Source organism: Ornithinicoccus hortensis, from assembly GCF_006716185.1.
GTDB classification, from domain to species: Bacteria; Actinomycetota; Actinomycetes; order Actinomycetales; family Dermatophilaceae; genus Ornithinicoccus; species Ornithinicoccus hortensis.
Genome location: NZ_VFOP01000001.1, coordinates 557,296 through 578,206 on the forward strand (window position 1 = coordinate 557,296; position 20,911 = coordinate 578,206).

General features: G+C 69.7%; 20 protein-coding genes and 2 tRNA genes. 13 read left to right on the forward strand and 9 right to left on the reverse strand.

The genetic code is table 11. The features are described from left to right. Positions 1-6: 6 nt before the first annotated feature. From FB467_RS02525 to rpmH, 5 genes are all read right to left on the reverse strand, one after another. Positions 7-756, reverse strand: a complete 750-nt coding sequence (locus FB467_RS02525; protein WP_141783695.1) for a Jag family protein — start codon at positions 754-756, stop codon at positions 7-9. Positions 757-832: 76 nt separating this feature from the next. Next, positions 833-1,837: a membrane protein insertase YidC gene (gene yidC / locus FB467_RS02530; protein ID WP_141783696.1), complete on the reverse strand. Its 1,005-nt coding sequence runs from the start codon at positions 1,835-1,837 to the stop codon at positions 833-835. Between the two features lie 7 nt (positions 1,838-1,844). Next, positions 1,845-2,126: a membrane protein insertion efficiency factor YidD gene (gene yidD, locus FB467_RS02535; protein WP_141783697.1), complete on the reverse strand. Its 282-nt coding sequence runs from the start codon at positions 2,124-2,126 to the stop codon at positions 1,845-1,847. Continuing rightward, positions 2,126-2,491, reverse strand: coding sequence for a ribonuclease P protein component (gene rnpA, locus FB467_RS02540; RefSeq protein WP_141783698.1), 366 nt, complete (start codon positions 2,489-2,491; stop codon positions 2,126-2,128). Before rnpA ends, yidD begins: the two co-directional genes overlap by 1 nt. A 52-nt stretch (positions 2,492-2,543) precedes the next feature. Then, on the reverse strand, positions 2,544-2,681 hold the full coding sequence (gene rpmH / locus FB467_RS02545) for a 50S ribosomal protein L34 (protein WP_141783699.1): 138 nt from the start codon (positions 2,679-2,681) through the stop codon (positions 2,544-2,546). 491 nt (positions 2,682-3,172) lie between these two features. Here rpmH and dnaA point away from each other — a divergent pair, with 491 nt between their 5' ends. The 13 genes from dnaA to FB467_RS02605 all read left to right on the forward strand — a co-directional run bounded on the left by dnaA (position 3,173) and on the right by FB467_RS02605 (position 16,905). Continuing rightward, positions 3,173-4,660, forward strand: a complete 1,488-nt coding sequence (gene dnaA / locus FB467_RS02550) for a chromosomal replication initiator protein DnaA (protein WP_141783700.1) — start codon at positions 3,173-3,175, stop codon at positions 4,658-4,660. Positions 4,661-5,191: 531 nt separating this feature from the next. Continuing rightward, positions 5,192-6,325, forward strand: a complete 1,134-nt coding sequence (gene dnaN, locus FB467_RS02555) for a DNA polymerase III subunit beta (RefSeq protein ID WP_141783701.1) — start codon at positions 5,192-5,194, stop codon at positions 6,323-6,325. 56 nt (positions 6,326-6,381) lie between these two features. Beyond that, positions 6,382-7,368 carry a phosphogluconate dehydrogenase (NAD(+)-dependent, decarboxylating) gene (gnd, locus tag FB467_RS02560; RefSeq protein WP_141783702.1) on the forward strand — a complete coding sequence of 329 codons (987 nt, stop codon included), beginning with the start codon at positions 6,382-6,384 and terminating at the stop codon, positions 7,366-7,368. A gap of 18 nt (positions 7,369-7,386) precedes the next feature. Then, positions 7,387-8,610 carry a DNA replication/repair protein RecF gene (gene recF / locus FB467_RS02565; protein WP_141783703.1) on the forward strand — a complete coding sequence of 408 codons (1,224 nt, stop codon included), beginning with the start codon at positions 7,387-7,389 and terminating at the stop codon, positions 8,608-8,610. Further along, a complete protein-coding gene (locus tag FB467_RS02570) occupies positions 8,607-9,188 on the forward strand; it encodes a DciA family protein (protein WP_141783704.1) in 582 nt (193 codons plus the stop codon). The genes recF and FB467_RS02570 overlap by 4 nt, the downstream gene beginning before the upstream one ends. A 14-nt stretch (positions 9,189-9,202) precedes the next feature. Continuing rightward, complete coding sequence (locus tag FB467_RS02575) at positions 9,203-9,829, forward strand: hypothetical protein (protein ID WP_141783705.1); 627 nt, start codon at positions 9,203-9,205, stop codon at positions 9,827-9,829. 250 nt (positions 9,830-10,079) lie between these two features. Continuing rightward, the gene (gene gyrB, locus FB467_RS02580; RefSeq protein ID WP_141783706.1) at positions 10,080-12,182 is read left to right on the forward strand and encodes a DNA topoisomerase (ATP-hydrolyzing) subunit B; all 2,103 of its coding nucleotides are present in this window, start codon (positions 10,080-10,082) and stop codon (positions 12,180-12,182) included. Positions 12,183-12,319: 137 nt separating this feature from the next. Then, positions 12,320-14,839, forward strand: coding sequence for a DNA gyrase subunit A (gyrA, locus tag FB467_RS02585; RefSeq protein ID WP_244932761.1), 2,520 nt, complete (start codon positions 12,320-12,322; stop codon positions 14,837-14,839). 22 nt (positions 14,840-14,861) lie between these two features. Beyond that, positions 14,862-15,539, forward strand: a complete 678-nt coding sequence (locus tag FB467_RS02590) for a DUF3566 domain-containing protein (RefSeq protein ID WP_228393281.1) — start codon at positions 14,862-14,864, stop codon at positions 15,537-15,539. A gap of 97 nt (positions 15,540-15,636) precedes the next feature. Next, a tRNA-Ile gene (locus FB467_RS02595) sits at positions 15,637-15,713 on the forward strand. A gap of 50 nt (positions 15,714-15,763) precedes the next feature. Continuing rightward, positions 15,764-15,895 (forward strand): DLW-39 family protein, encoded by a 132-nt coding sequence (locus tag FB467_RS18670; RefSeq protein ID WP_211350536.1) that lies wholly within the window; start codon positions 15,764-15,766, stop codon positions 15,893-15,895. A 27-nt stretch (positions 15,896-15,922) separates the two neighbouring features. Continuing rightward, positions 15,923-15,998, forward strand: a tRNA-Ala gene (locus FB467_RS02600). Positions 15,999-16,230: 232 nt separating this feature from the next. After that, a complete protein-coding gene (locus tag FB467_RS02605; RefSeq protein WP_141783708.1) occupies positions 16,231-16,905 on the forward strand; it encodes a DUF3592 domain-containing protein in 675 nt (224 codons plus the stop codon). A gap of 45 nt (positions 16,906-16,950) precedes the next feature. Here the strand turns inward: FB467_RS02605 and FB467_RS02610 are convergent, their stop codons facing one another. Genes FB467_RS02610 through FB467_RS02625 form a run of 4 tightly spaced genes read right to left on the reverse strand, consistent with a single transcriptional unit; the run spans position 16,951 to position 20,888 of the window. Beyond that, positions 16,951-17,523, reverse strand: a complete 573-nt coding sequence (locus FB467_RS02610; RefSeq protein ID WP_141783709.1) for an NYN domain-containing protein — start codon at positions 17,521-17,523, stop codon at positions 16,951-16,953. A 29-nt stretch (positions 17,524-17,552) separates the two neighbouring features. After that, positions 17,553-18,737: an alpha/beta hydrolase gene (locus FB467_RS02615; RefSeq protein WP_141783710.1), complete on the reverse strand. Its 1,185-nt coding sequence runs from the start codon at positions 18,735-18,737 to the stop codon at positions 17,553-17,555. Beyond that, positions 18,734-19,678 (reverse strand): hypothetical protein, encoded by a 945-nt coding sequence (locus FB467_RS02620; RefSeq protein ID WP_141783711.1) that lies wholly within the window; start codon positions 19,676-19,678, stop codon positions 18,734-18,736. Before FB467_RS02620 ends, FB467_RS02615 begins: the two co-directional genes overlap by 4 nt. Next, positions 19,668-20,888: an ATP-grasp domain-containing protein gene (locus FB467_RS02625; protein ID WP_141783712.1), complete on the reverse strand. Its 1,221-nt coding sequence runs from the start codon at positions 20,886-20,888 to the stop codon at positions 19,668-19,670. Before FB467_RS02625 ends, FB467_RS02620 begins: the two co-directional genes overlap by 11 nt. Positions 20,889-20,911: the final 23 nt, after the last annotated feature.

Below are 20,911 nucleotides of genomic sequence, written 5' to 3' on the forward strand. Positions count from 1 at the left end.
GGCCGGTCAGTCGGCGGGCAGGACGACGACGTAACGGTTCGGCTCGTCACCCTCGGACTCCGAGGTCAGGCCGGCGGCCAGGACCTCGTCGTGGACCACCTTGCGCTCGAAGGCGGTCATCGGCTCCAGCTCCTGGCGCCCACCGGAGTTCTTGACCTCACCGATCACCTGCCGGGCCTGCTCGACCAGGGCGGCGCGGCGCGCGGCGCGGTGCCCTGCGATGTCGAGCATCAGCCGGCTGCGCTCCCCGGTCTCGGCCTGCACGGCGAGTCGGGTCAACTCCTGCAGTGCCTCCAGGACGGCCGCCTCCTTGCCGACGAGTCGCTGCGGCGCAGGACCGTCCTCGGAGTCGACGATCGCGACGGCCGCCCGGTCGGCCTCGACATCGACCTCCAGGTCGCCGTCGAGGTCGGCGATGTCCAGCAGCGTCTCAAGGAAGTCGGCAGCGATCTCGCCCTCCCGCTCGAGCTCGGCCACCTTGCGGCTGGGCCGCCGCCTCGGCGCGACCTCGGTGCCCTCGGTCGTGTCCGTGGCATCCGGACCGTCAGCGACGTCGGCGGCGTCGGCGACGTCGGCGACGTCGGCGGCGTCGGTGCCCTCGGTGGCCTCGGTGGAGACGGAAGCGTCCGTCGCGCCGGCTTCTTCGGCGGTCGTCGTCACGTGATGCGCCTGCTCGGCAGCCGCCTCCGTCTCGCTGGTGGCGTCGGTCGCGGTGTCCTGGACGTCGTCCTGGCTGGTCTCGGCGGGTGTGCTCATCTGAACTCCTGTGGTGGGGGCGGCCGACGGCCGCTCACGAGAAAGAAAGAGATCGAACTGGTGTCCGGACCTGGGGCTATCGACCCTTGGGTCGGTTGTTGCCCTTGCCCTTGGTGCGCTTCTTGCTGCGCGGCTGGACCCGCTGGCCGCCCTGCGGTCGGGGACGGGTGGTGGAGGCGGCCGCGGTGGCGGTGGCGTCGTCACCCTCGACGGTCGACAGCTGCACCTTGTCCACCGGCTTGCCCTTGGCCAGGCGGCGGGCCTCCCGGGCCTTCTCGGCCGGGGACCCCGGGGCCGGCATCGCGCGGATCACGTAGAACTGCTGGCCCATGCTCCACAGATTGGTGGTGGTCCAGTAGATGAGCACACCGATCGGGAAGTTGACACCGGACACCGCGAAGATCAGCGGCAGGGCGTAGAGCAGCATCTTCTGCTGCCGCGCCATCGGGTTGTCCAGTGCCGCGGCCGGCATGTTCTTGCGCATCAGTTGGTGCTGGGTGGTGAACGTGGTCACCGACATCGCGATGATGAGCACCACGGCAAGGACCTTGGCGGGACCGTCGTTGCTGTGCAGGAAACTGGAGGTCAGCGAGGCGCCGAAGATGTCAGAGGCGGCCAGCTTTTGGGCCAGCTCCTGGGACCACATCCCCTGCGGGTCGTGCGTGCCGTCCGCCACACCCGGCACCGTGTTCAGGATGCGGAAGAGGGCGAAGAAGAACGGCATCTGCATCAGGATCGGCAGACAGGAGGAGAACGGGTTGGTGCCGTGCTTCTTGTAGAGAGCGAAGCTCTCCTCGGTCATCGCCTTGCGCGACGCCTCGTCTTTCTTCCCCTTGTACTTCTGCTGGATCTTCATGAGCTCCGGCTGCAGCATCTGCATCCGGCGCTGGGAACGGATCTGCTTGACGAACAACGGCATCAGCAGCACGCGGAGCACGATGACCAGGCCGACGATCGAAAGCGCCCAGGTCCACCCGCTCGTGTCGGACATCCCGAGCCTGGTGAGCAGCCACTCGACGCCGACCAGGATGGCCGAGTTGAACCAGTAGAACGGGATCAACAGTGTGTCAATGAAACCCATGAGGTCCTCAGTCTTGCGGCGAGCCGTGGCTCACCTGGTGGTCATGCGTGCGGGCCGGGGGAACGTGGTCGACGCCCCCGGCGCTCCAAGGATGGCACCTGGACAACCGGCGAGCCGCCAGCCAGGTTCCCCGGAGGGGTCCGTGCACCCGCAACGCCTCGATGGCGTAGGCCGAGCACGACGGGTAGTAGCGACAGCTGGGGCCGAGCAGCGGCGAGATCAGCAACTGGTAACCGCGGACCAACCAGATCAGCGGTGCCGCCAGGACCGAGCCCACCGTGGCCGCCATCAGCGCAACGCCCGAGCGACGGCGTCATCAAGCGCCGCACCGAGGGCCTGGCTACTCGCCCCCGCAGCTGCCGGGGTGGCCCGGACCACCAGGTCGGTACCGCCGGGGAACTGGTCCGTGCGGGCCGCGACGAGGTGCCGCAGTTGCCGGGTGACCCGGTGTCGCACAACGGAGTTGCCAACCGCCTTGGAGACCACGAAGCCGACCCTGGCCGGGCCGGAACCGCGGTGGGACCGGTCGGCGCGGTGCACCACGAGGAGCGGCGTGCCGGCCCGTCGGGTCCTGGTCACCGACCGCGCCGCACCGCCCCGGAACACGGCGGTGAAATCCTCCGGCCGGGTCAGTCGATGGCGCTTGGGCAGCATCGTGACCTCGGGAGCAGCATGGCTGATGAGTCGACCTGGTCGGGGCCCCTCGTCAGGCGGACAGGCTGGAGCGGCCCTTGCGGCGGCGGTTGGCCAGGATGGAACGGCCGGCGCGGGTACGCATCCGCAGGCGGAAGCCGTGCACGCGGGCGCGACGACGGTTGTTGGGCTGGAACGTACGCTTGCTCACTGGGTACTCCGTTACCGCAGCACCCCACGTCTGTCGTGATCGGTGCTGGCTCTGGCTGGTTGGGGATGTTCGGGTGCCGCCCTCGGCCGCAATCGAAAGCCCACGCGCCACCCCCGGTCGGTGCGACCGGGAGGACGTGCTCGCGGGCAGGCGAAAACGGCCGAAATCGGCCTGCTCCACGGTACGCGAGGGCCACATTCCGGGTCAAACCGTGTGGGGTCCCGTCGCCGCGGCGACCAAAACGGTCTAGTGTGGCTGCTTCCGAGCCGTCGATGCCGCGCGACACGCCGATCCGGGCAGATCTCCAGGGCGGGCACTTGCCCCGGGGCCGTCGATGTTGTTAGCGTCGCTGGCTCGGGAGTCCTTGTCCACCGGTTTATACACAGCCTGTGGATAACCTTGTGGACACGGTCGACAGCGGGAGCGCCGGGACCTCGGCCACGGGGGGACCCTACCCGCAGGTACGACACAGACAAGGACACACGACACCGATGACGCAGCCGGAGGTCGACTACGACCAGGTGTGGCAAGACACCGTCGGTGACCTGCACGAAAACGGCATCGCACCTCGGGAGCGCGCCTACCTGCGGATGACCCGCCTCGTCGGACTCCTCGACTCCACGGCCCTGCTCGCCGTGCCCTACGAGCACACCAAGGACTCCCTCGAGGCCGGGCTGCGCACCCAGGTCGAAGACGCGCTGTCCACCCACCTGGCCGTGCGGGTACGCCTGGCGATCACAGTCGATGAGGACCTGCGCGGCCAGATCGAGGGCGAGGGCACCCAGCTCTCCGACGAGGGTCCGGGCGAGGCCGCTTCGGCTGGCGGGCGGGCGCCCCAGAGCGGGAACGGCGACCAGGGCGCCACGACCAGGGAGACCCCGATGGCCCGCAGCCAGGCCCGTGGCTCCGACGCCGTGCAGGTGTCCTCGACCGACGTCGACTCCCGGCTCAACCCCAAGTACACCTTCGACACCTTCGTGTCCGGGTCGTCCAACCGGTTCGCGCACGCCGCCTCGCTCGCGGTGGCCGAGTCGCCGGCCCGGGCATACAACCCGTTGTTCATCTACGGCGAGTCCGGGCTGGGCAAGACCCACCTGCTGCACGCCATCGGGCACTACGCCCGCAACCTCTACCCGGGCGTGCGCGTCCGCTACGTGAACTCCGAGGAGTTCACCAACGACTTCATCAACAGCATCCGCGACGACAAGGCCGGCGCGTTCCAGCGCCGTTACCGCAACGTGGACTTCCTGCTGATCGACGACATCCAGTTCCTCCAGGGCAAGGAACAGACGGTCGAGGAGTTCTTCCACACCTTCAACACGCTGCACAACAGTGAGAAGCAGGTGGTGATCACCTCCGACCAGCCGCCGAAGAAGCTCTCCGGCTTCGCCGAGCGGCTGCGCAGTCGGTTCGAGTGGGGGCTGCTGACCGACGTGCAACCCCCCGACCTGGAGACCCGCATCGCGATCCTGATGAAGAAGGCCGCCCAGGAGGGGATGACCATCCCCGCGGACGTGGCCGAACTCATCGCGAGCAAGATCACCACCAACATCCGCGAGCTCGAGGGCGCGCTGATCAGGGTGACCGCCTTCGCCTCGCTCTCCGGGATGCCGCTGACGGTCGAGCTCGCCGCGCACGTCCTCAAGGACATCATCCCGGCCGGTGACTCCGGCCAGATCACGGTCAGTACGATCATGAACGAGGTCTCCGCCTACTTCCACATCGCGATCGACGACCTGTGCGGCACCTCCCGCTCGCGCACCCTGGTCAACGCCCGGCAGATCGCGATGTACCTGTGCCGGGAGCTCACCGACCTCTCGCTGCCCAAGATCGGTCAGGAGTTCGGTGGGCGGGACCACACCACCGTGATGCACGCCGAGCGCAAGATCCGGCAGCTAATGGGCGAGCGCCGGGCGCTGTATGACCAGATCACCGAGCTCACGGGTCTGATCCGCCGGGCCGCCGCACGCCGCGGCTGAGCGCCTCCACCTCCCCGCGTCGCCCGTCCGGCGACCACTGCGCCTTACCCACACCCTGTGGATAACCCTGTGGGTAAGACACCACCCATTCACCCGGATCACGCCAACCCCGTCCGCCCCGGCTGTGGACAGGGTGCGGACGACCTGGGGACAACCCGGACGTTCCTGCGGACGACGCGGCCCCCGGATCGCCCCCGGTTGTGGACACGATCCGGGGATCCCCAGTCCGGTGTCGGCCGTGCCCAGGATGTCCACCCGGCATACACATCCCGAACAGCCGGGGTGACCTGCCCGGGAAGGCTGTTGTCCACAACGTCCACAGTCCCTATGACGATGACGAGTTAACCTATGGACCGGGATCCCGTCCCACGTCCTGGGGATGAGGACAGGGAGGCCGAGACGCGTGGTCGCTCGGGGACGGGGCGGGTTGGCCTCGCACCGGCCGCCGACTAGTGTCATGCTGCACACCCGCCGGTGCGCTCGCCCGAGACCCGGCACCACCGAATGTCATTTTGCGAAGGGCTGTCCGACGTGAAGTTCCGGGTTGACCGCGATGTCCTCTCCGAAGCCGTGGCCTGGGTGGTCCGTGGCCTGAGTAACCGGCCGCCCGTGCCGGTGCTGGCCGGCGTACTGTTGCACGCCGACGAGGAGGGCACGCTGACCCTGTCGGCCTTCGACTACGAGATCTCGGCCACGGTGACCGTCGAGGCCGACGTCACCGAGGGCGGCGAGGTCCTGGTCCTGGGCCGGCTGCTGGCCGACATCTCCCGCAACCTGCCCAACAAGCCTGTCGAGGTGTCGACCGAGGGCAGCAAGGTGCAGCTGACCTGCGGTTCCAGCCGGTTCGCCCTGATCCAGATGCCCGTGGAGGACTACCCCGCGCTGCCCGCCGCGGCCGAGAGCAGCGGCAGCATCGCCGGCGACGTGTTCACCCAGGCCGTCGCGCAGGTCTCCGTGGCCGCGGACCGCGGCGACACGCTGCCGATCCTCACCGGGGTCCGGGTCGAGATCGAGGGGGAGAAGGTCACCCTCCTGGCCACCGACCGCTACCGCCTGGCGATGCGCGAGATCACCTGGCGTCCCACGGACCCGAACGCTTCGCGGGTGGCGCTGATCCCCGCGCGGACCCTGTCCGAGACGGCCCGGGCGCTCGGTGCCGCCGGCACCGTCGAGGTCGCGCTGGGCGACCCGGCCAGCGGCGACGGCCTGATCGGTTTTGAGGCCGGCTCCCGCCGCGCGACCACCCGGCTGCTGGACGGTGAGTACCCCAAGGTCACCTCGATCTTCCCGAACAGCGTGGACACCGTGGCGCTGATGGAGACCACCACCCTGATCGAGGCCGTCAAGCGGGTGGCCCTGGTCGCCGAGCGCAACACTCCGATCCGGTTGCGGTTCACCGACGGCCAGGTCGCGATCGAGGCTGGCACCGGCGACGACGCCCAGGGCAGCGAGGCGATCGAGGCGACGCTGACCGGCCCCGGCCTGGAGATCGCCTTCAACCCCGGGTTCCTGCTGGACGGCCTCGGTGCGCTGAACGCCGCCTACGCGCGCCTGGCATTCACCCAGCCGTCCCGGCCGGCCGTGCTGTCCGGGCAGGCCGAGCCCGACGGCGAATCCGATGAGTCCTACCGTTATGTCCTGATGCCGGTCCGCTTCGCGGGCTGACAACCGGCGGGTGGAGTCCCACCCGCCCCCGCGTGCACTCAGGAGGAGAAGGCAGCATGCAACTCGGAATGATCGGCCTGGGCAAGATGGGCGGCAACATGCGCGAGCGGATCCGCCGCGCAGGCCACGAGGTCATCGGCTACGACCTGGCGCCCGACGTGCGTGACGTGGACACTCTGGAGGAGCTGGTCTCCGGTCTGTCCGCCCCCCGGACGGTGTGGGTGATGGTCCCGGCGGGCAAGCCGACCCGGGAGACGGTCAGCCAGCTCGGGGAGCTGCTCGAGCCCGGCGACCTGGTCATCGACGGCGGCAACAGCCACTTCAAGGACGACGCGCTGCACGATGCGGAGCTGGCCGAGAAGGGCATCGGCTACGTCGACTGCGGTGTGTCCGGCGGCATCTGGGGGCTGGAGAACGGCTACGGCCTGATGTGCGGCGGCCGGCCCGAGCACGTCGAGCAGGCGATGCCGATCTTCGACGCGCTCCGCCCGGAGGGGCCGCGCGAGGAGGGCTTCGTGCACGCCGGGGACGTCGGCGCCGGGCACTACGCCAAGATGGTGCACAACGGCATCGAGTACGGCCTGATGCACGCGTATGCCGAGGGGTTCGAGCTGCTGACCGCCAAGGAGATCGTCAAGGACGTCAAGGGCTGCTTCCAGGCCTGGTCGCGCGGCACCGTGGTGCGTTCCTGGCTGCTGGACCTGCTGGTCAAGGCCCTGGAGGAGACCCCGGGCCTGGAGGGGGTCAGCGAGTACACCACGGACTCCGGCGAGGGGCGGTGGACCGTCCAGGAGGCGATCGAGAACGCCGTGCCGATGCCGGTCATCAGCGCCGCACTGTTCGCCCGGTTCAACTCCCGCCAGGAGAACTCCCCGGCGATGCAGGCCGTCGCGGCGCTGCGCGGCCAGTTCGGCGGCCACGACGTCAAGATGCTCGACGACCAGCTCGCCGAGGGCCAGAAAGAGGTCCACGACTTCGCGCGCGCCAAGCAGGACGCCGGTCAGGCGCGTCCCGGCGACGCCAACGCTGACAGCGCGGGCTGAGCCCGGCATACCGATGCAGTGCACCTGACCAGACTCAGCGTCACCGACTTCCGCAGCTATGCCGAGGCGACGGTCGACCTGTCGCCGGGAGTGACCACGCTGCTCGGCCGCAACGGACAGGGCAAGACCAACCTGGTGGAGGCCGCCGGCTACCTGGCCGCCCTGTCCAGCCACCGGGTCGCGACCGACGCACCCCTGGTCCGCTACGGCGCGGAGACGGCCGTCGTGCGGGCCACGGTGGTCCGCGACGGGCGGGAATCGTTGCTGGAGCTGGAGATTGTCCCGGGACGGTCGAACCGGGCCCGGCTCAACCGGTCTGCGCTGACCCGGCCACGGGACGTCCTCGGCACGCTGCGCACGGTCCTGTTCGCACCCGAGGACCTGGCGCTGGTCAAGGGTGATCCCGGCGAACGCCGCAGGTTCCTCGACGAGCTCCTCGTGGCCCGCCAACCCCGCTGGGCGGGAGTGCGCGGTGACTACGACAAGGCACTCAAACAGCGCAACGCCCTGCTCCGGTCCGCCTCGGCACTGTGGCGGGAACCGAAGGGGCGGCGGCGGCGCGAGCACCACCTGGCCCCGGGGCAGACCCTGGAGGAGGCCCGCGAGTCGGCGGTGTCCACCCTGGCCGTCTGGGACTCCCAGCTCGCGGAGGTCGGTGGCGCCCTGACCTACGCCCGGCTGCGGCTGCTGCGCGATCTCGGGCCGTATGTCGACGAGGCCTACCGGACGATCAGCGATGCCGACACCGCGGCGGTCACCAGCTACCGGACGAGCCTGCAGGGACCGGTCGCCGACCGTATCGCCGCCGGCGAGGTGCCCGAACGCGAGGAACTGGTGGCCGCGACCCTGGAGACGATGACGCAGCTGCGCACCCAGGAGCAGGAACGCGGGGTCAGCCTGGCCGGGCCGCACCGGGACGACCTGGTGCTCGCCCTCGGCGACCTCCCGGCCAAGGGGTATGCCAGCCACGGCGAGTCGTGGTCGTTCGCCCTGGCGCTGCGGCTGGCCGGGTTCCAGCTGCTGCGGCACGACGTGGGGACAGACCCGGTCCTGGTGCTGGACGACGTCTTTGCCGAGCTGGACCAGGGGCGGCGCCACCGGCTGGCCGCCCTGATCGCCGACTGCGAGCAGGTGCTGATCACGGCCGCGGTCGCCGAGGACGTGCCCGAGGAGCTGCTCGCCCGCGCCGGTGCGGTGCTCGACGTCAGCCTGGGCTCGGTCACCGTCCGGGAGAACCCGTGAGCGGCTCCACGGACGGCGACGACCCCGGCGCGGTCCCCGAGGAGGCGGTCCCCGAGGAGGAGGCCGCACTCGACGCGGCCGCGGACGCGTTGGCCCGTGCCCGGCGGCTGGCGCGCGAGAAGGGGCTGCGACCCGGCCGACCCGGCCGCACCGCCGGCACCCGCGCGGCCGGCCCCGCCGCGGGTCTCTCGCGAACCCGCTCGGGCGCCGGCAAACCCGATGCACGCGACCCGCAGAAGGTCGGCACCGAGATCGAACGCCTGGTCGCCAGCCGGGGATGGGGCTCCGAGGTGCAGGTCGGGTCCGTGATCGGGCGGTGGCGCACGATCGTGGGCGACACCGTCGCGCAGCACGTGGCCCCCACGGGGTTCACCGGTTCGGTGCTGACGGTGCAGGCCGACTCCACGGCGTGGGCCACCCAGATGCAGCTGCTCACGAGCTCGGTGCTCGCCCGGATCGAGACCGAGGTGGGGCCCGACGTGGTGACCGAGATCGTGGTCCGCGGCCCGGGCGGGCCGAGCTGGCGCAAGGGGGCCTTCCGGACGACCGGTCGGGGACCCCGGGACACCTACGGGTGAGGACGGAGGCGCAGATGCTCGTGGGAGACGTCACGGAACAGGGCACGGTCTTGTTCGAGGCCAGGGCGCGGACGCGGGTCCTCGTCACGGAGGCGGTGCTGCCCATGGTGATCGGGCTCGGCCTGGGCATCCCCTACGTGGTCCTCATCCGGAACCGCGACGGCAGCGCGGCCGAGAACCTGCTCATCAGCAGCCTGGCCGTCCTCGTCTGTGCGGGGGTGCTGGCTTTCCTCTGGGCGCGGCAACGGGCGGTCTTCCAGGTCACCGCCACCCATGTGGTGAAACGCCGGACGTTGCGTCGCCCCATCATGGTCCGGCGGGACGAGATCGCGGAGGCCGTGGTCACCAAGGAGTATGCCGTGGTCCGAGATCACCGCCCGCGCGCGCTGTTCCTCGCCGCGGACACCTCCACGTTGCTGACCACTGAGCCGTTGTCCGACCTGGCCGACGTGGAGGCACTGGCCCACGCGGCGCCGGTCGCGACCTACCTGGAGGTGCTCCGACCGGAGCAGACCGTGCAGCGGTGGCCGCTGATGCTTCCCTGGAGCCACCGGCACCAGAGGGCTGCCGCGGTGGTCACGGGAGGCGTGGTCGTCGTCGCCACGCTCGTTGCCTTCGTGATCGGAATAACCCTCTTCTGAGTCCGGATCGACCGGTGTGACGGCCGTCCCGACCGAGCGGCAAAACGGCACGTGTGGACGGCTGAGCCCCCACGCGACGTGGTGGACCTCGTCTGAGGGGCTGTTTTGCCGTAGAAAAGCCGTTCTGAGGCTGTGGAAGGCATGTTCTGGGGGCCATGACAGGTAGACTGGACCGGTAATCCGGTGAGCGTTCCTAAGGAGACCTGTGGCCACTGTCGGACCCGACGACCCGTCGTCGACCCAGCCAGAGATGCCCGAACTACCCGAGGCAACCCCGCAGGAAGGTGACCCCGGCTCCCTCGCCACCTCCCCGGCATACGACGCGAACGCCATCCAGGTCCTGGAGGGGCTGGAGGCGGTGCGTAAGCGCCCGGGCATGTACATCGGATCCACCGGTGAACGCGGGCTGCACCACTTGGTGACCGAGATCGTCGACAACTCGGTGGACGAGGCGCTCGCCGGCTACGCCACCACGATCGAGGTCACCATCCTCAAGGACGGGGCGATCCGGGTCGTCGACGACGGCCGGGGCATCCCGACCGACATCCACCCGGTGGAGCAGAAGCCGGCCGTCGAACTCGTGCTCACCCAGCTGCACGCCGGCGGCAAGTTCGGCGGCGGCGGCTACAAGGTGTCCGGTGGTCTGCACGGAGTGGGTTCCTCGGTGGTCAACGCCCTGTCCGAGCGGCTGGACGTCGAGGTCCGCCAGCGCGGGCACGTATGGCGTCAGTCCTACCGGTTGGGTGTGCCGCAGGAGCCGCTGTCGATGGACGAGGAGATCCCCGAGGAGGAGACCGGCACCACCATCGTCTTCTGGCCCTCCAGCGACATCTTCGACACCCTCGACTTCCAGTTCGAGACGATCCGGTCGAGCCTGCAGCAGCGCGCCTTCCTCAACAAGGGCCTGACCCTCTCGCTGGTCGACGAGCGGCCGGTCCCGGTCGACCACGACATCGACGCCCTCGAGGACGACCCGATCGACGGGCTCGACCAGGACGACGTCGACGGGTTGCCCGACCCGGGCGCGACGACGCCGGAGCTGGCCAAGAAGCGCTCGGTGACCTACTGCTACGAGAACGGCCTGCTCGACTACGTCGTGCACCTGAACAAGTCGAAGCGGACCGAGCCGGTGCACGAGGAGGTCATCGGCTTCGAGAACGAGGACAAGGAGCGGATGCTCGCCCTCGAGGTCGCGATGCAGTGGACGACCTCCTACAGCGAGTCGGTCCACACCTACGCCAACGCGGTCAACACCCATGAGGGCGGTACGCACGAGGAAGGCTTCCGGGCGGCGCTGACCCGGTTGATCAACGACTTCGCGCGCACCAACAAGCTGCTCAAGGAGAAGGACCCGAACCTCACCGGCGACGACATCCGCGAGGGTCTCACCGCGGTCGTCTCGGTGAAGCTGGGCGAGCCGCAGTTCGAGGGGCAGACCAAGACCAAGCTGGGCAACTCGGAGGTCAAGGGCTTCGTCCAGTCCGCGATGACCGAGGAGCTCGGGCACTGGCTCGAGGCCCACCCCCGGGAGGGTCGGGAGATCGTCGGCAAGGCGGTGCAGGCCGCGGCCGCACGCCTGGCCGCCCGCAAGGCCCGCGACGCCACCCGGCGCAAGGGGCTGCTGGAATCCGGCGGCCTGCCCGGCAAGCTGCGCGACTGCCAGTCCAAGGACCCGTCGGTCTCCGAGGTCTTCATCGTCGAGGGCGACTCCGCCGGCGGCTCGGCCGTCCGCGGCCGCAACCCGTTCAACCAGGCCATCCTGCCGATCCGCGGCAAGATCCTGAACGTCGAGAAGGCCCGCCTGGACAAGATCCTAAACAACCAGGAGGTCAAGGCGCTGATCTCGGGGTTCGGAACCGGCATCGGTGAGGACTTCGACATCGGCAAGGCGCGCTACCACAAGATCGTGCTGATGGCCGACGCTGACGTCGACGGCATGCACATCCGCACGCTGCTGCTTACCCTGCTGTTCCGCTTCATGCGCCCGCTGATCGAGCACGGCTTCGTCTACCTGGCCCAGCCACCGCTCTACCGGATCAAGTGGTCCAACGCCGACCACGAGTTCGCCTACTCCGACCGGGAGCGGGACGCCCTGATCAAGGAGGGCCTGTCCGCCGGCCGCCGGCTGCCCAAGGACACCGGCATCCAGCGCTACAAGGGTCTGGGTGAGATGGACTACCGGGAGCTCTGGGAGACCACGATGGACCCCGACCACCGGGTCCTGCTGCAGGTCACCCTGGACGACGCTGCCGCCGCGGACGAGATCTTCGCGGTGCTGATGGGCGAGGACGTGGAGTCCCGGCGCAGCTTCATCCAGCGCAACGCCAAGGACGTCCGCTTCCTGGACATCTAGCCGCTGGGGGAGGGCTCCGGCCGAGACCCCGCGCAAGACGTAGTACGAACACTGGCCACTGAACGGCATACCAAAGGAACGTCGTGACAGAAACACCGCAGAGCGACCGGATCGAGGCGGTCGACCTCAACACCGAGATGCAGCGCAGCTACATCGAGTATGCGATGAGCGTCATCGTCTCGCGCGCGCTGCCGGACGTGCGGGACGGGCTGAAGCCGGTGCACCGCCGCGTCCTCTACGCGATGTATGACGGGGGCTACCGCCCGGACCGTGGCTTCAACAAGTGTGCCCGCGTCGTCGGCGACGTGATGGGGCACTACCACCCGCACGGCGACAGCGCGATCTACGACGCCCTGGTCCGCCTCGTGCAGGACTGGGCGATGCGCTACCCGCTGGTCGACGGCCAGGGCAACTTCGGCACGCCCGGTGACGACCCCGCCGCGGCCCCCCGCTACACCGAGTGCAAGATGGCGCCGCTGGCCATGGAGATGGTCCGTGACATCACCGAGGACACCGTCGACTTCCAGGACAACTACGACGGCAAGGCCCAGGAGCCCACCGTCCTGCCCGCCCGGTTCCCGAACCTGCTGGTCAACGGCTCGGCCGGGATCGCGGTCGGGATGGCGACCCAGATCCCGCCGCACAACCTGCGGGAGGTGGCCGACGGCGTCCAGTGGCTGCTGGAAAACCCCGACGCCTCCCGCGAGGAGCTGCTCGAGGCGCTGATCGAGCGGATCCCCGGTCCGGACTTCCCCACCGGCGCCCTGATCATGGGCCGCCGCGGCATCGAGGAGGCCTACCGCACCGGGCGCGGCTCGATCATCATGCGGGCCGTGGTCGAGGTCGAGGAGATCCAGGGTCGGCAGTGTCTGGTGGTCACCGAGCTGCCCTACCAGGTCAACCCGGACAGCCTGGCCAAGAAGATCGCCGAACTGGTCAACGACGGCAAGCTCGGCGGCATCGCCGACATGCGGGACGAGACCTCCGGCCGGACCGGCCAGCGGCTGGTGATCGTGCTGAAGCGGGACGCGGTCGCCAAGGTCGTGCTCAACAACCTCTACAAGCACACCCAGCTGCAGCAGAACTTCGGCGCCAACATGCTCGCTCTGGTCGACGGCGTGCCGCGCACCCTGCCGCTGTCCGCCTTCGTGCGGCACTGGGTGGAGCACCAGATCGTGGTCATCCAGCGGCGCACGGCATACCGGCTGCGTCGCGCGGAGGAGGAGATCCACATCCTCCGCGGCTACCTCAAGGCCCTGGACGCCCTCGACGAGGTGATCGCGCTGATCCGCCGGTCCCCTACGGTCGAGCAGGCCCGGGACGGCCTGATGGAGCTGCTGGACGTCGACGAGGCGCAGGCGCGGGCCATCCTGGACATGCAGCTCCGGCGCCTGGCGGCCCTGGAGCGGCAGAAGATCATCGAGCAGCACGACAAGCTCGAGGCGCTCATCCTGGACCTCCAGGACATCCTGGAGAAGCCGCAGCGCCAGCGCGACCTGGTCAGCGAGGAGCTGGCCGAGATCGTGCAGCGGTTCGGCGACGACCGGCGCAGCCGGATCGTGCCCTTCGACGGCGACATGTCGATGGAGGACCTGATCCCCGAGGAGGACGTGGTCGTCACGATCACCCGCGGCGGGTACGCCAAGCGGACCCGGGTCGCGGAGTACCGCCCGCAGAACCGTGGCGGCAAGGGCCGTCGCGGGGCCGCGCTGCGGGCCGACGACGTGGTGAACCACTTCTTCACCACCAGCACGCACCACTGGTTGCTGTTCTTCACCAACCTGGGCCGGGTCTACCGCGCCAAGGCCTATGAGATTCCCGAGGGCGGACCCACCGGCAAGGGCCAGCACGTGGCCAACCTGATGGCCTTCCAGCCCGGTGAGGAAATCGCCCAGGTGCTGACGCTGAAGGACTACGAGCAGGCCGACTACCTGCTCCTGGCCACCCGCAACGGGCTGGTCAAGAAGACCCGCCTCGGCGACTACGACTCCCCACGGTCCGGTGGTCTGATCGCGGTCAACCTGCGCGATGGCGACGAGCTCGTCGGCGCGCAGCTGGCCGGTGCCGAGGACGACGTGCTGTTGGTCTCGGTCAAGGGCCAGTCGGTCCGGTTCACGGCGACCGACTCGGCGCTGCGTCCGATGGGCCGGGCCACCTCCGGGGTCACCGGGATGAAGTTCCGCGACGCCGACCACCTGCTCTCGATGAGCGTGATCCCGGACGGCACCGACCCCTACGTCTTCGTCGTCTTCGGCAACGGCAAGGCCAAGCGCACCCCGGTGTCGGCCTACCGGGTCCAGGGGCGCGGCGGCCTGGGCATCAAGGTGGCGAAGGCGACCGAGAAGGCGGGCGACCTGGTCGGCGCCCTGACGGTCGAGGAGACCGACGAGGTGCTGGTCGTGATGGAGCGCGGCAACGTCGTCCGGTCGGCCATCGACCAGGTCCGCGTCACCGGACGGGACACCGAGGGTGTCCGGTTCGCCACACCGGCCAAGGGCGACGCGATCGTGGCGGTGGCCCGCAACGCGGAGTCCGCGCTGAGCGAGGAGATCGAACAGATCGAACTCGACCCCGACGAGGATTCGGCGTCTACCCCCGATGATGGCGTAACGTCGGACCCCACAGGTCCGGCAGCCCCCGCCGAGGCCGACGAGTGATTCCGCCTCAGGGAGGTCAGTGGTGAGCAGGACCGACCAGGGTGACTCGCCTGTGGACTCCGACGCGACCCAGAAGCTGAGCCGTCCCGGCACGCAGACCGGCGAGGGCTCGGGGATGCGTGACGGCGCCATGGCCCGCACGGCACCCCGTCGTGACCTGGAGCGCCGGGCCCGGGTCGCGGGTGCCGCTGGGTCCTCCGGCTCGTCCGGCAGCACCGGGTCGGGGTCGGGCGGCTCGTCGAGCAGTTCGGGGACCGGTGGGCGGGCTACCCGTCCGGCGGCCCGCACCGGCCAGCGCAACCCGGCCACCCGGGCACCGCGGCGCAGCGGACCCCGCCGGGTCAGGCTGACCCTCCAGCGGGTGGACCCGTGGTCGGTGATGAAGATCTCGTTCCTGGTCTCTGTCGCCCTCGGCATCGCCGGCGTCGTCATGGTGACCGTGCTGTGGAGTGTGCTGTCCGGGATGCAGGTGTTCTCCACCGTCAACGAGCTGATCACCATGATCAGCACCGGCGAGGACGGTGGCCCGAGCTTCGACCTGATGGACTACCTGGGCTTCGGCCGGGTGGTGTCGCTGTCGGTCGTGATCGGCGTGATCAACGTGATCCTGCTGACCGCCCTGGCGACCCTGACCGCGTTCCTCTACAACGTGTGCACGGCGCTGGTCGGCGGGGCGCAGCTCACCCTGTCCGACGAGTGAGCCCCGTTTTGGTCCACCCCGGCGTGGTGAGGTAATCTCATCCGGCGCACCCCGGCATACCCGATGTGGTCTGCCACGCGCGAAACCCAGCACCACCGGGCCTATAGCTCAGACGGTTAGAGCGCTTCCCTGATAAGGAAGAGGTCACAGGTTCAAGTCCTGTTAGGCCCACCACAGCAGGCCCCCCGCCGGTCCACGGCGGGGACCCGACCGGAGTGTGTGAGATGAACCGTTTGCTCCTCGTGGCAGTCGCCGCCCTCGGTGCCGCGGCACTGGTCAAGAAGTTGCAGGACCAGCAGGCCGAGCGGGACCTGTGGGCCGAGGCCACCGACGACGTGGCGGCCGGCCAGCGCTGATCGCGCGGCACCGGCACAACTGAACAAGGGGACTTAGCTCAGCTGGTAGAGCACCGCCTTTGCAAGGCGGGGGTCAGGGGTTCGAGCCCCCTAGTCTCCACCACACGCACGCGGAGTTCGTCGTCCTCGTCTGCGGTTCCCGGGACTCTACTGTTCACGAGGCTGCGCCGCTGGTCGTACTTGCGTCGCGAGGGCGAGCACCGTGATCAGCGTTACTGCCGTGATCGCGATGGGGAGCGAAGAGATAGTGGTGATGCCGCCGATTCGGGGGATAGTCTTCCGGCAGAGGGGAACAGGGCGGACAGGGAGCCCTGCGGCCCGTGGAGGGAGGAACGATGAGCCTGATCGACCCGTCGACCCGGTGGTGGAACTCCTATCGCGTCCGTGGCTGGGCGGCCCGGGCGTGCTGGGTCGTCTCCATGACGTCCTGCTTCGTGATCGGCTGGTCCTTCATCGCGGGGGTGGGGCCGGCGGATGAGACCTCGGGCTGGCTGTTCTCCGCGCTCCTCCCCCTGTCCGTCCTCCTGATCATCGCCGGAGCCTTCCTGCACCTGGCGAGCGACCCCGGCGGGCGCTCCGAGGACTGGAATCCGCGCATCATCTTCCTGCCGATCGCCGGGTCGTTCTTCTTCCAGGGCGCGGGCGCGGTGGCCCGTGCGGTGAGCGAGGGCGTGGCGGTCAGGACCTTCCCGGCCGTCTTGGCGGCTGTCGGCCTGGTCGCCGCCGTGCTCGTGGAGGTGATCAGTCGCCGGGTGGAGAGCGTCCGGGCGCGCCGGGGCCGCGTGGCACGCAGCGGCATCACGACGCGCGGCACGGTGACGCGGACCCGCGGCTACTACCTCAACGAGTCCCGGGTCAGCAGGGTCACCGTCACGTTCACCGACGCGGACGGGCGGCAGCGGTGGGCGAGCCAGACGGTGGCCGGGCCCGTCCGGGTGGGTGCGCGGATGACCGTGGAGTACCTCCCGGGCGAGTTGGGCCGCCGGGGCGGGGTGGTCCTGGACGCGTGACCGGCACCGGGCGGGTGGCCCGACCCCTCCGCTCAGCCGAAGAACTCAGCCCAGGAACTGCGTCGGGTCGAACTCCTCGATCGGGATGATCCGGATCCGTGGCAGCGGGGTGTTGAACGCCTGCACGTCGTGCTCGAGGTCGAAACTGATCAACCCCTGCGACGCCAGCGGGGTGAAGCCGCTGTTGCGGAACTCCGCGAAGGCCATCACCGCCACCCGGCGGTCCCCGTCGAGCAGGGGCGTGAGGTCCTCCAGGAAGTCACCGTCGTGACTGACCAGGATGACGTCGTCGGTGCGGTCCTGCAGGGCCTGGAGCGTGCGCTGGATCGCGATGTCGACGATCTTCTCGTCCGCGGGCCCGGAGAGCGGCACGGGCAGGTAGCCCATCGCCTTGAGCGCCTGGACGAACGACATCGGCAGTCCGGTGCTGGCGTTCAGGTAGAACAGCCCGCGCGTCGGCTGGCCCCACCGCTCGGTGCTGAAGCTGAGCAGCCGGTCCCACCGCGGCCGCTCGTCGGGGTGCGGGCGCCGCCCCAGGATCGAGGTGCCCAGCGTGGCGTCGATGTTCTCGCCGTCGACGAGCAGGTAGGTCGTGTGGCCGTCGGGCGTCTGCTCCATGGGCGGAGTGTATGCCGTCCGTCGCCCTCTTACTCGTAGACGTACTTCTGCGGCCCTGGGAAGGTCCAGGACAGGCCGTCGCGCAGCCGGTCCCGCCAGTTCTCCCACGAGTGCCCGTCGCGCGCCTCGACATACCGCACCGTCGTGCCGGTCGACTCGAAGACCGGCACCATCGAGCGGTTGGCCACGATGAGCGGCTCGTAGATCCCGCACGAGATGAACATCCGGTCCACCACCTTGCGCGGCGCCCCCCGGTAGCGGTTCATGAACTTCACCACCGGGTCGAACGCCTCGCCCCCGCCGTGGTCGTCGCCGATGTCGGTGAACACGAACGAGCCGGACTGCAGGATCAGCGACCCGAACATGCCGGGGTTGCGGCTGGCCACGGACAGCGAGGCGACCCCGCCGAAGCTCGCGCCCATCAGGCACCGGCCGTCCGGGCGCCGGATCAGCGGGAACCGCTCCTCCAGGTGTGGGATCAGCTCGTGCGCGATGTGCCGGGCGTGCGGGGCGTAGTTGGGATACTCCCGCAGCCGGTCGCCCGGGTTGCTGAACACGACGATCGTCTCGGCCATGTCGAGCCGGTGGATCAGGTTGTCCAGCACCGTCTTCATTGACGAGTAGTTGATGTAGTCGTCACCGTCGTGGACCACCAGCAGGGGGTATGTCGTGCTGGTGCGGAAGCGCGCGGGCAGGTAGACCCGGCTCAGCGTCTTGCGCCGCAGGGCACGGGAGTCCAGCTGCATGTCCAGCAGCTCACCGGGGCGGGCGTCCGGGTCCGGCTGGGTCCACTCGGGGGTCTGGTAGCCGACCGCCTGGCAGACTGAGGAGGACCCGACCGGGCTGTGCGCGACCTTGGGGTTCAGCGGGTCGTTGCCGCGCTCCACGTGGTCACCGAGGCGCACCTCGAGCTGGTACTCGACCCGCGAGCCGGCCGGCAGCTCGATGATCACGTACCAGAGGGAGGTCTGGCCGATCTGCCTCATCGGCACCCGCTGCGGCTGGTTCACGATCCGGTGGGTGACCCAGACCTCGTCGGCGTTGCCGCGGAACAGGAAGGTGCAGTTGGACCCCTCGATGATCGGCACGGACCGCTCGTGCAGGAAGGCGTCGATCTGGCCCTCGTCCAGGTCCCGCTGCTCGCGCAGGCCGTTGATCGCCAGCTTGTGGCGCACCCGGCGGCGCGCCGGGTAGTTGGTGGTGTTCGGGCTCATGCCGCCCCACGCCCCTTCAGGGTCCCGTCGGGCTGGAGCACCGGCGCACCCTCGGGCAGCAGGCCGTCCGACCCCACGTCGACCCGGGCGCGCTGCTCCAGCAGCAGGCTCTCGGCCGGTGCGAACCGTCGCGCCATCATCGCCATCCGTTCGTGGTTGCCCAGGTCCAGGCGTTCCCGGGCGCTGGGGAAGACCACCACGTCGTTCAGCAGGCCCACCCCGGTCGAGAACACCTCCGGCAGCGACGGCCCGTGCGGGGCGCGGTCGTGGAAGAGCACGATCTGGTCGGTCAGGGCCATCGCCCCGGCGCCCCAGGCGATCACCGGCGAACTGATCCGGGGCGCGACGTTGAACAGGTGCAGGGCACCGGTGAGCACCCCGACGTGACCGCCGGTGATGACGACGGCCGACACGTCGGCGAGCTCGTGGGAGATGAGCTCGCGGAAGGCCGCCACCGCCATCCGCTCGTGCGGGCGCCAGCGCTCCCAGAACTCGGCGTGCACCTGCGAGACCCGGGCCAGGTGCGCCTTGTCCATCCCGCGCATGATCCGCTCCACGTCCTGGATGGCCATCTGGTGCACCTCCTCGCTGCGGGCGTGGTGGTTGCGCAGCGAGTCGATCGCGTCGTCCACGTGGCCCAGGCCGAGCAGGTAGAGGTCCTGCATCTCCTCCAGCACCTGGCGACGGTGCCGGTCGGCGTCGGCGAACTCGGGGTCGGCGTCCCAGACCTCCTGCATCCGGTGCCAGAGCCGCAGGTTGACCGCGTCCCCACCCACCAGGTCCCGCAACAGTTCGTCGTCGGGCTCGCGCTCGCGCCACCCGGCGTTCACCAGGGCGATCCGCCCGCTGATGCCGAGGTCGGAGAGGACCTGGTCGACGTGCGGGTTGCGCTGGGGCCCGAGCAGGGTGATCGAAGGGACCGGGGCGGCCTCAGCTGGCATGGACCTGGACGGTCTGGCCGACCGCGTCCAGCATCTCGCGCAGGATGTCGTAGTCCGGGTGCCGCATCCGGACGTAGGCGTTGGCCATGTAGCCGGCCTCAACGGGCTGGGTGGGGGTGCCGGCGCCCGGCAGGTGGGCGTCCATCACCCAGCGGCCGTAGTTGTTCTCCACCGTCTCCAGGCCGGAGTAGCCGGTGATCACGCCGTCCCGGTCGGGGCGCAGCGCGATGATCCCGGCCGAGTGGCTCCGGCTGGGGCGGGTGAAGACCTGGCCGTGCACCAGCGAGTCGGCCCAGGCCCGGTAGACGTCGATGTCGTTGGCGGCGCAGTACAGGTCCCAGCAGCCCACGCCGGGGGGCCGGGCGCCGATCTCGCTGAACTTCAGCCCCTTGGGGCCGTAGAACCACTCCATGTGGGTGGCCGAGGTCTCGATGCCCAGGGCGTTGATGACCCGTTGGCCCATGTCGCGGATCTCGTCGTAGAGACCGCCGCCGTCGATCCGGTTCGTGGCGATGAACTGGGGGCTGATCCACCGGGTCCGCATCGCCTCGAGCACGCCCGGGTAGTAGTGGGAGACGAAGTCCATCGCGACCCCGCCGTCGAGGGCGATGGTGTCGTAGAACCCCTCGTGACCCTCGATGAACTCCTCCACGGCGATCGACTTCACCCCGGGACCGAACGCGGCCATCGCGGCCTTCAGCTCCGTGTCGTTGGTGACCTTCGAGGTGGCCGCGGCGCCCGCCCCGTCGCGCGGCTTGAGGATCAGCGGGTAACCGACCCTGCTGGCGAAGGCGAGCACCTGGTCCAGGGTCTCCGCGCCGGTGGAGGCGGCCGTCGGGACCCCGGCGGCGCGCAGGGCGTCCTTCATCGACGGCTTGTCGCGGCACAACCACGTGGTGTGCACGGAGGTGCCCGGTATGCCGGTCCGCTCCCGGACCACGGCCGCCGCCAGGGTGTGCGCCTCGATGGTCGCCTCGAGCTTGTCCACCCAGACCATCCGCTGGACCCGCTCGACGGTGGCGGTGAGCTGCTCGATGTCGGTGACCGACCCGATCTGCTCGTAGTGCTGCATCCAGGAGCGCAACTGGTCGTCCAGGTAGTCAGCGGGGGTCTCGCCGATGCCGATCACGTTGGCGCCCGACTCAGCGAGGGCCCGGACGAACTCGCGTTGGTTCCGGGGGAAGTGGGGCTCGACGAAGATGATGTTCACAGGTCTGAGCCTCCCACACCACC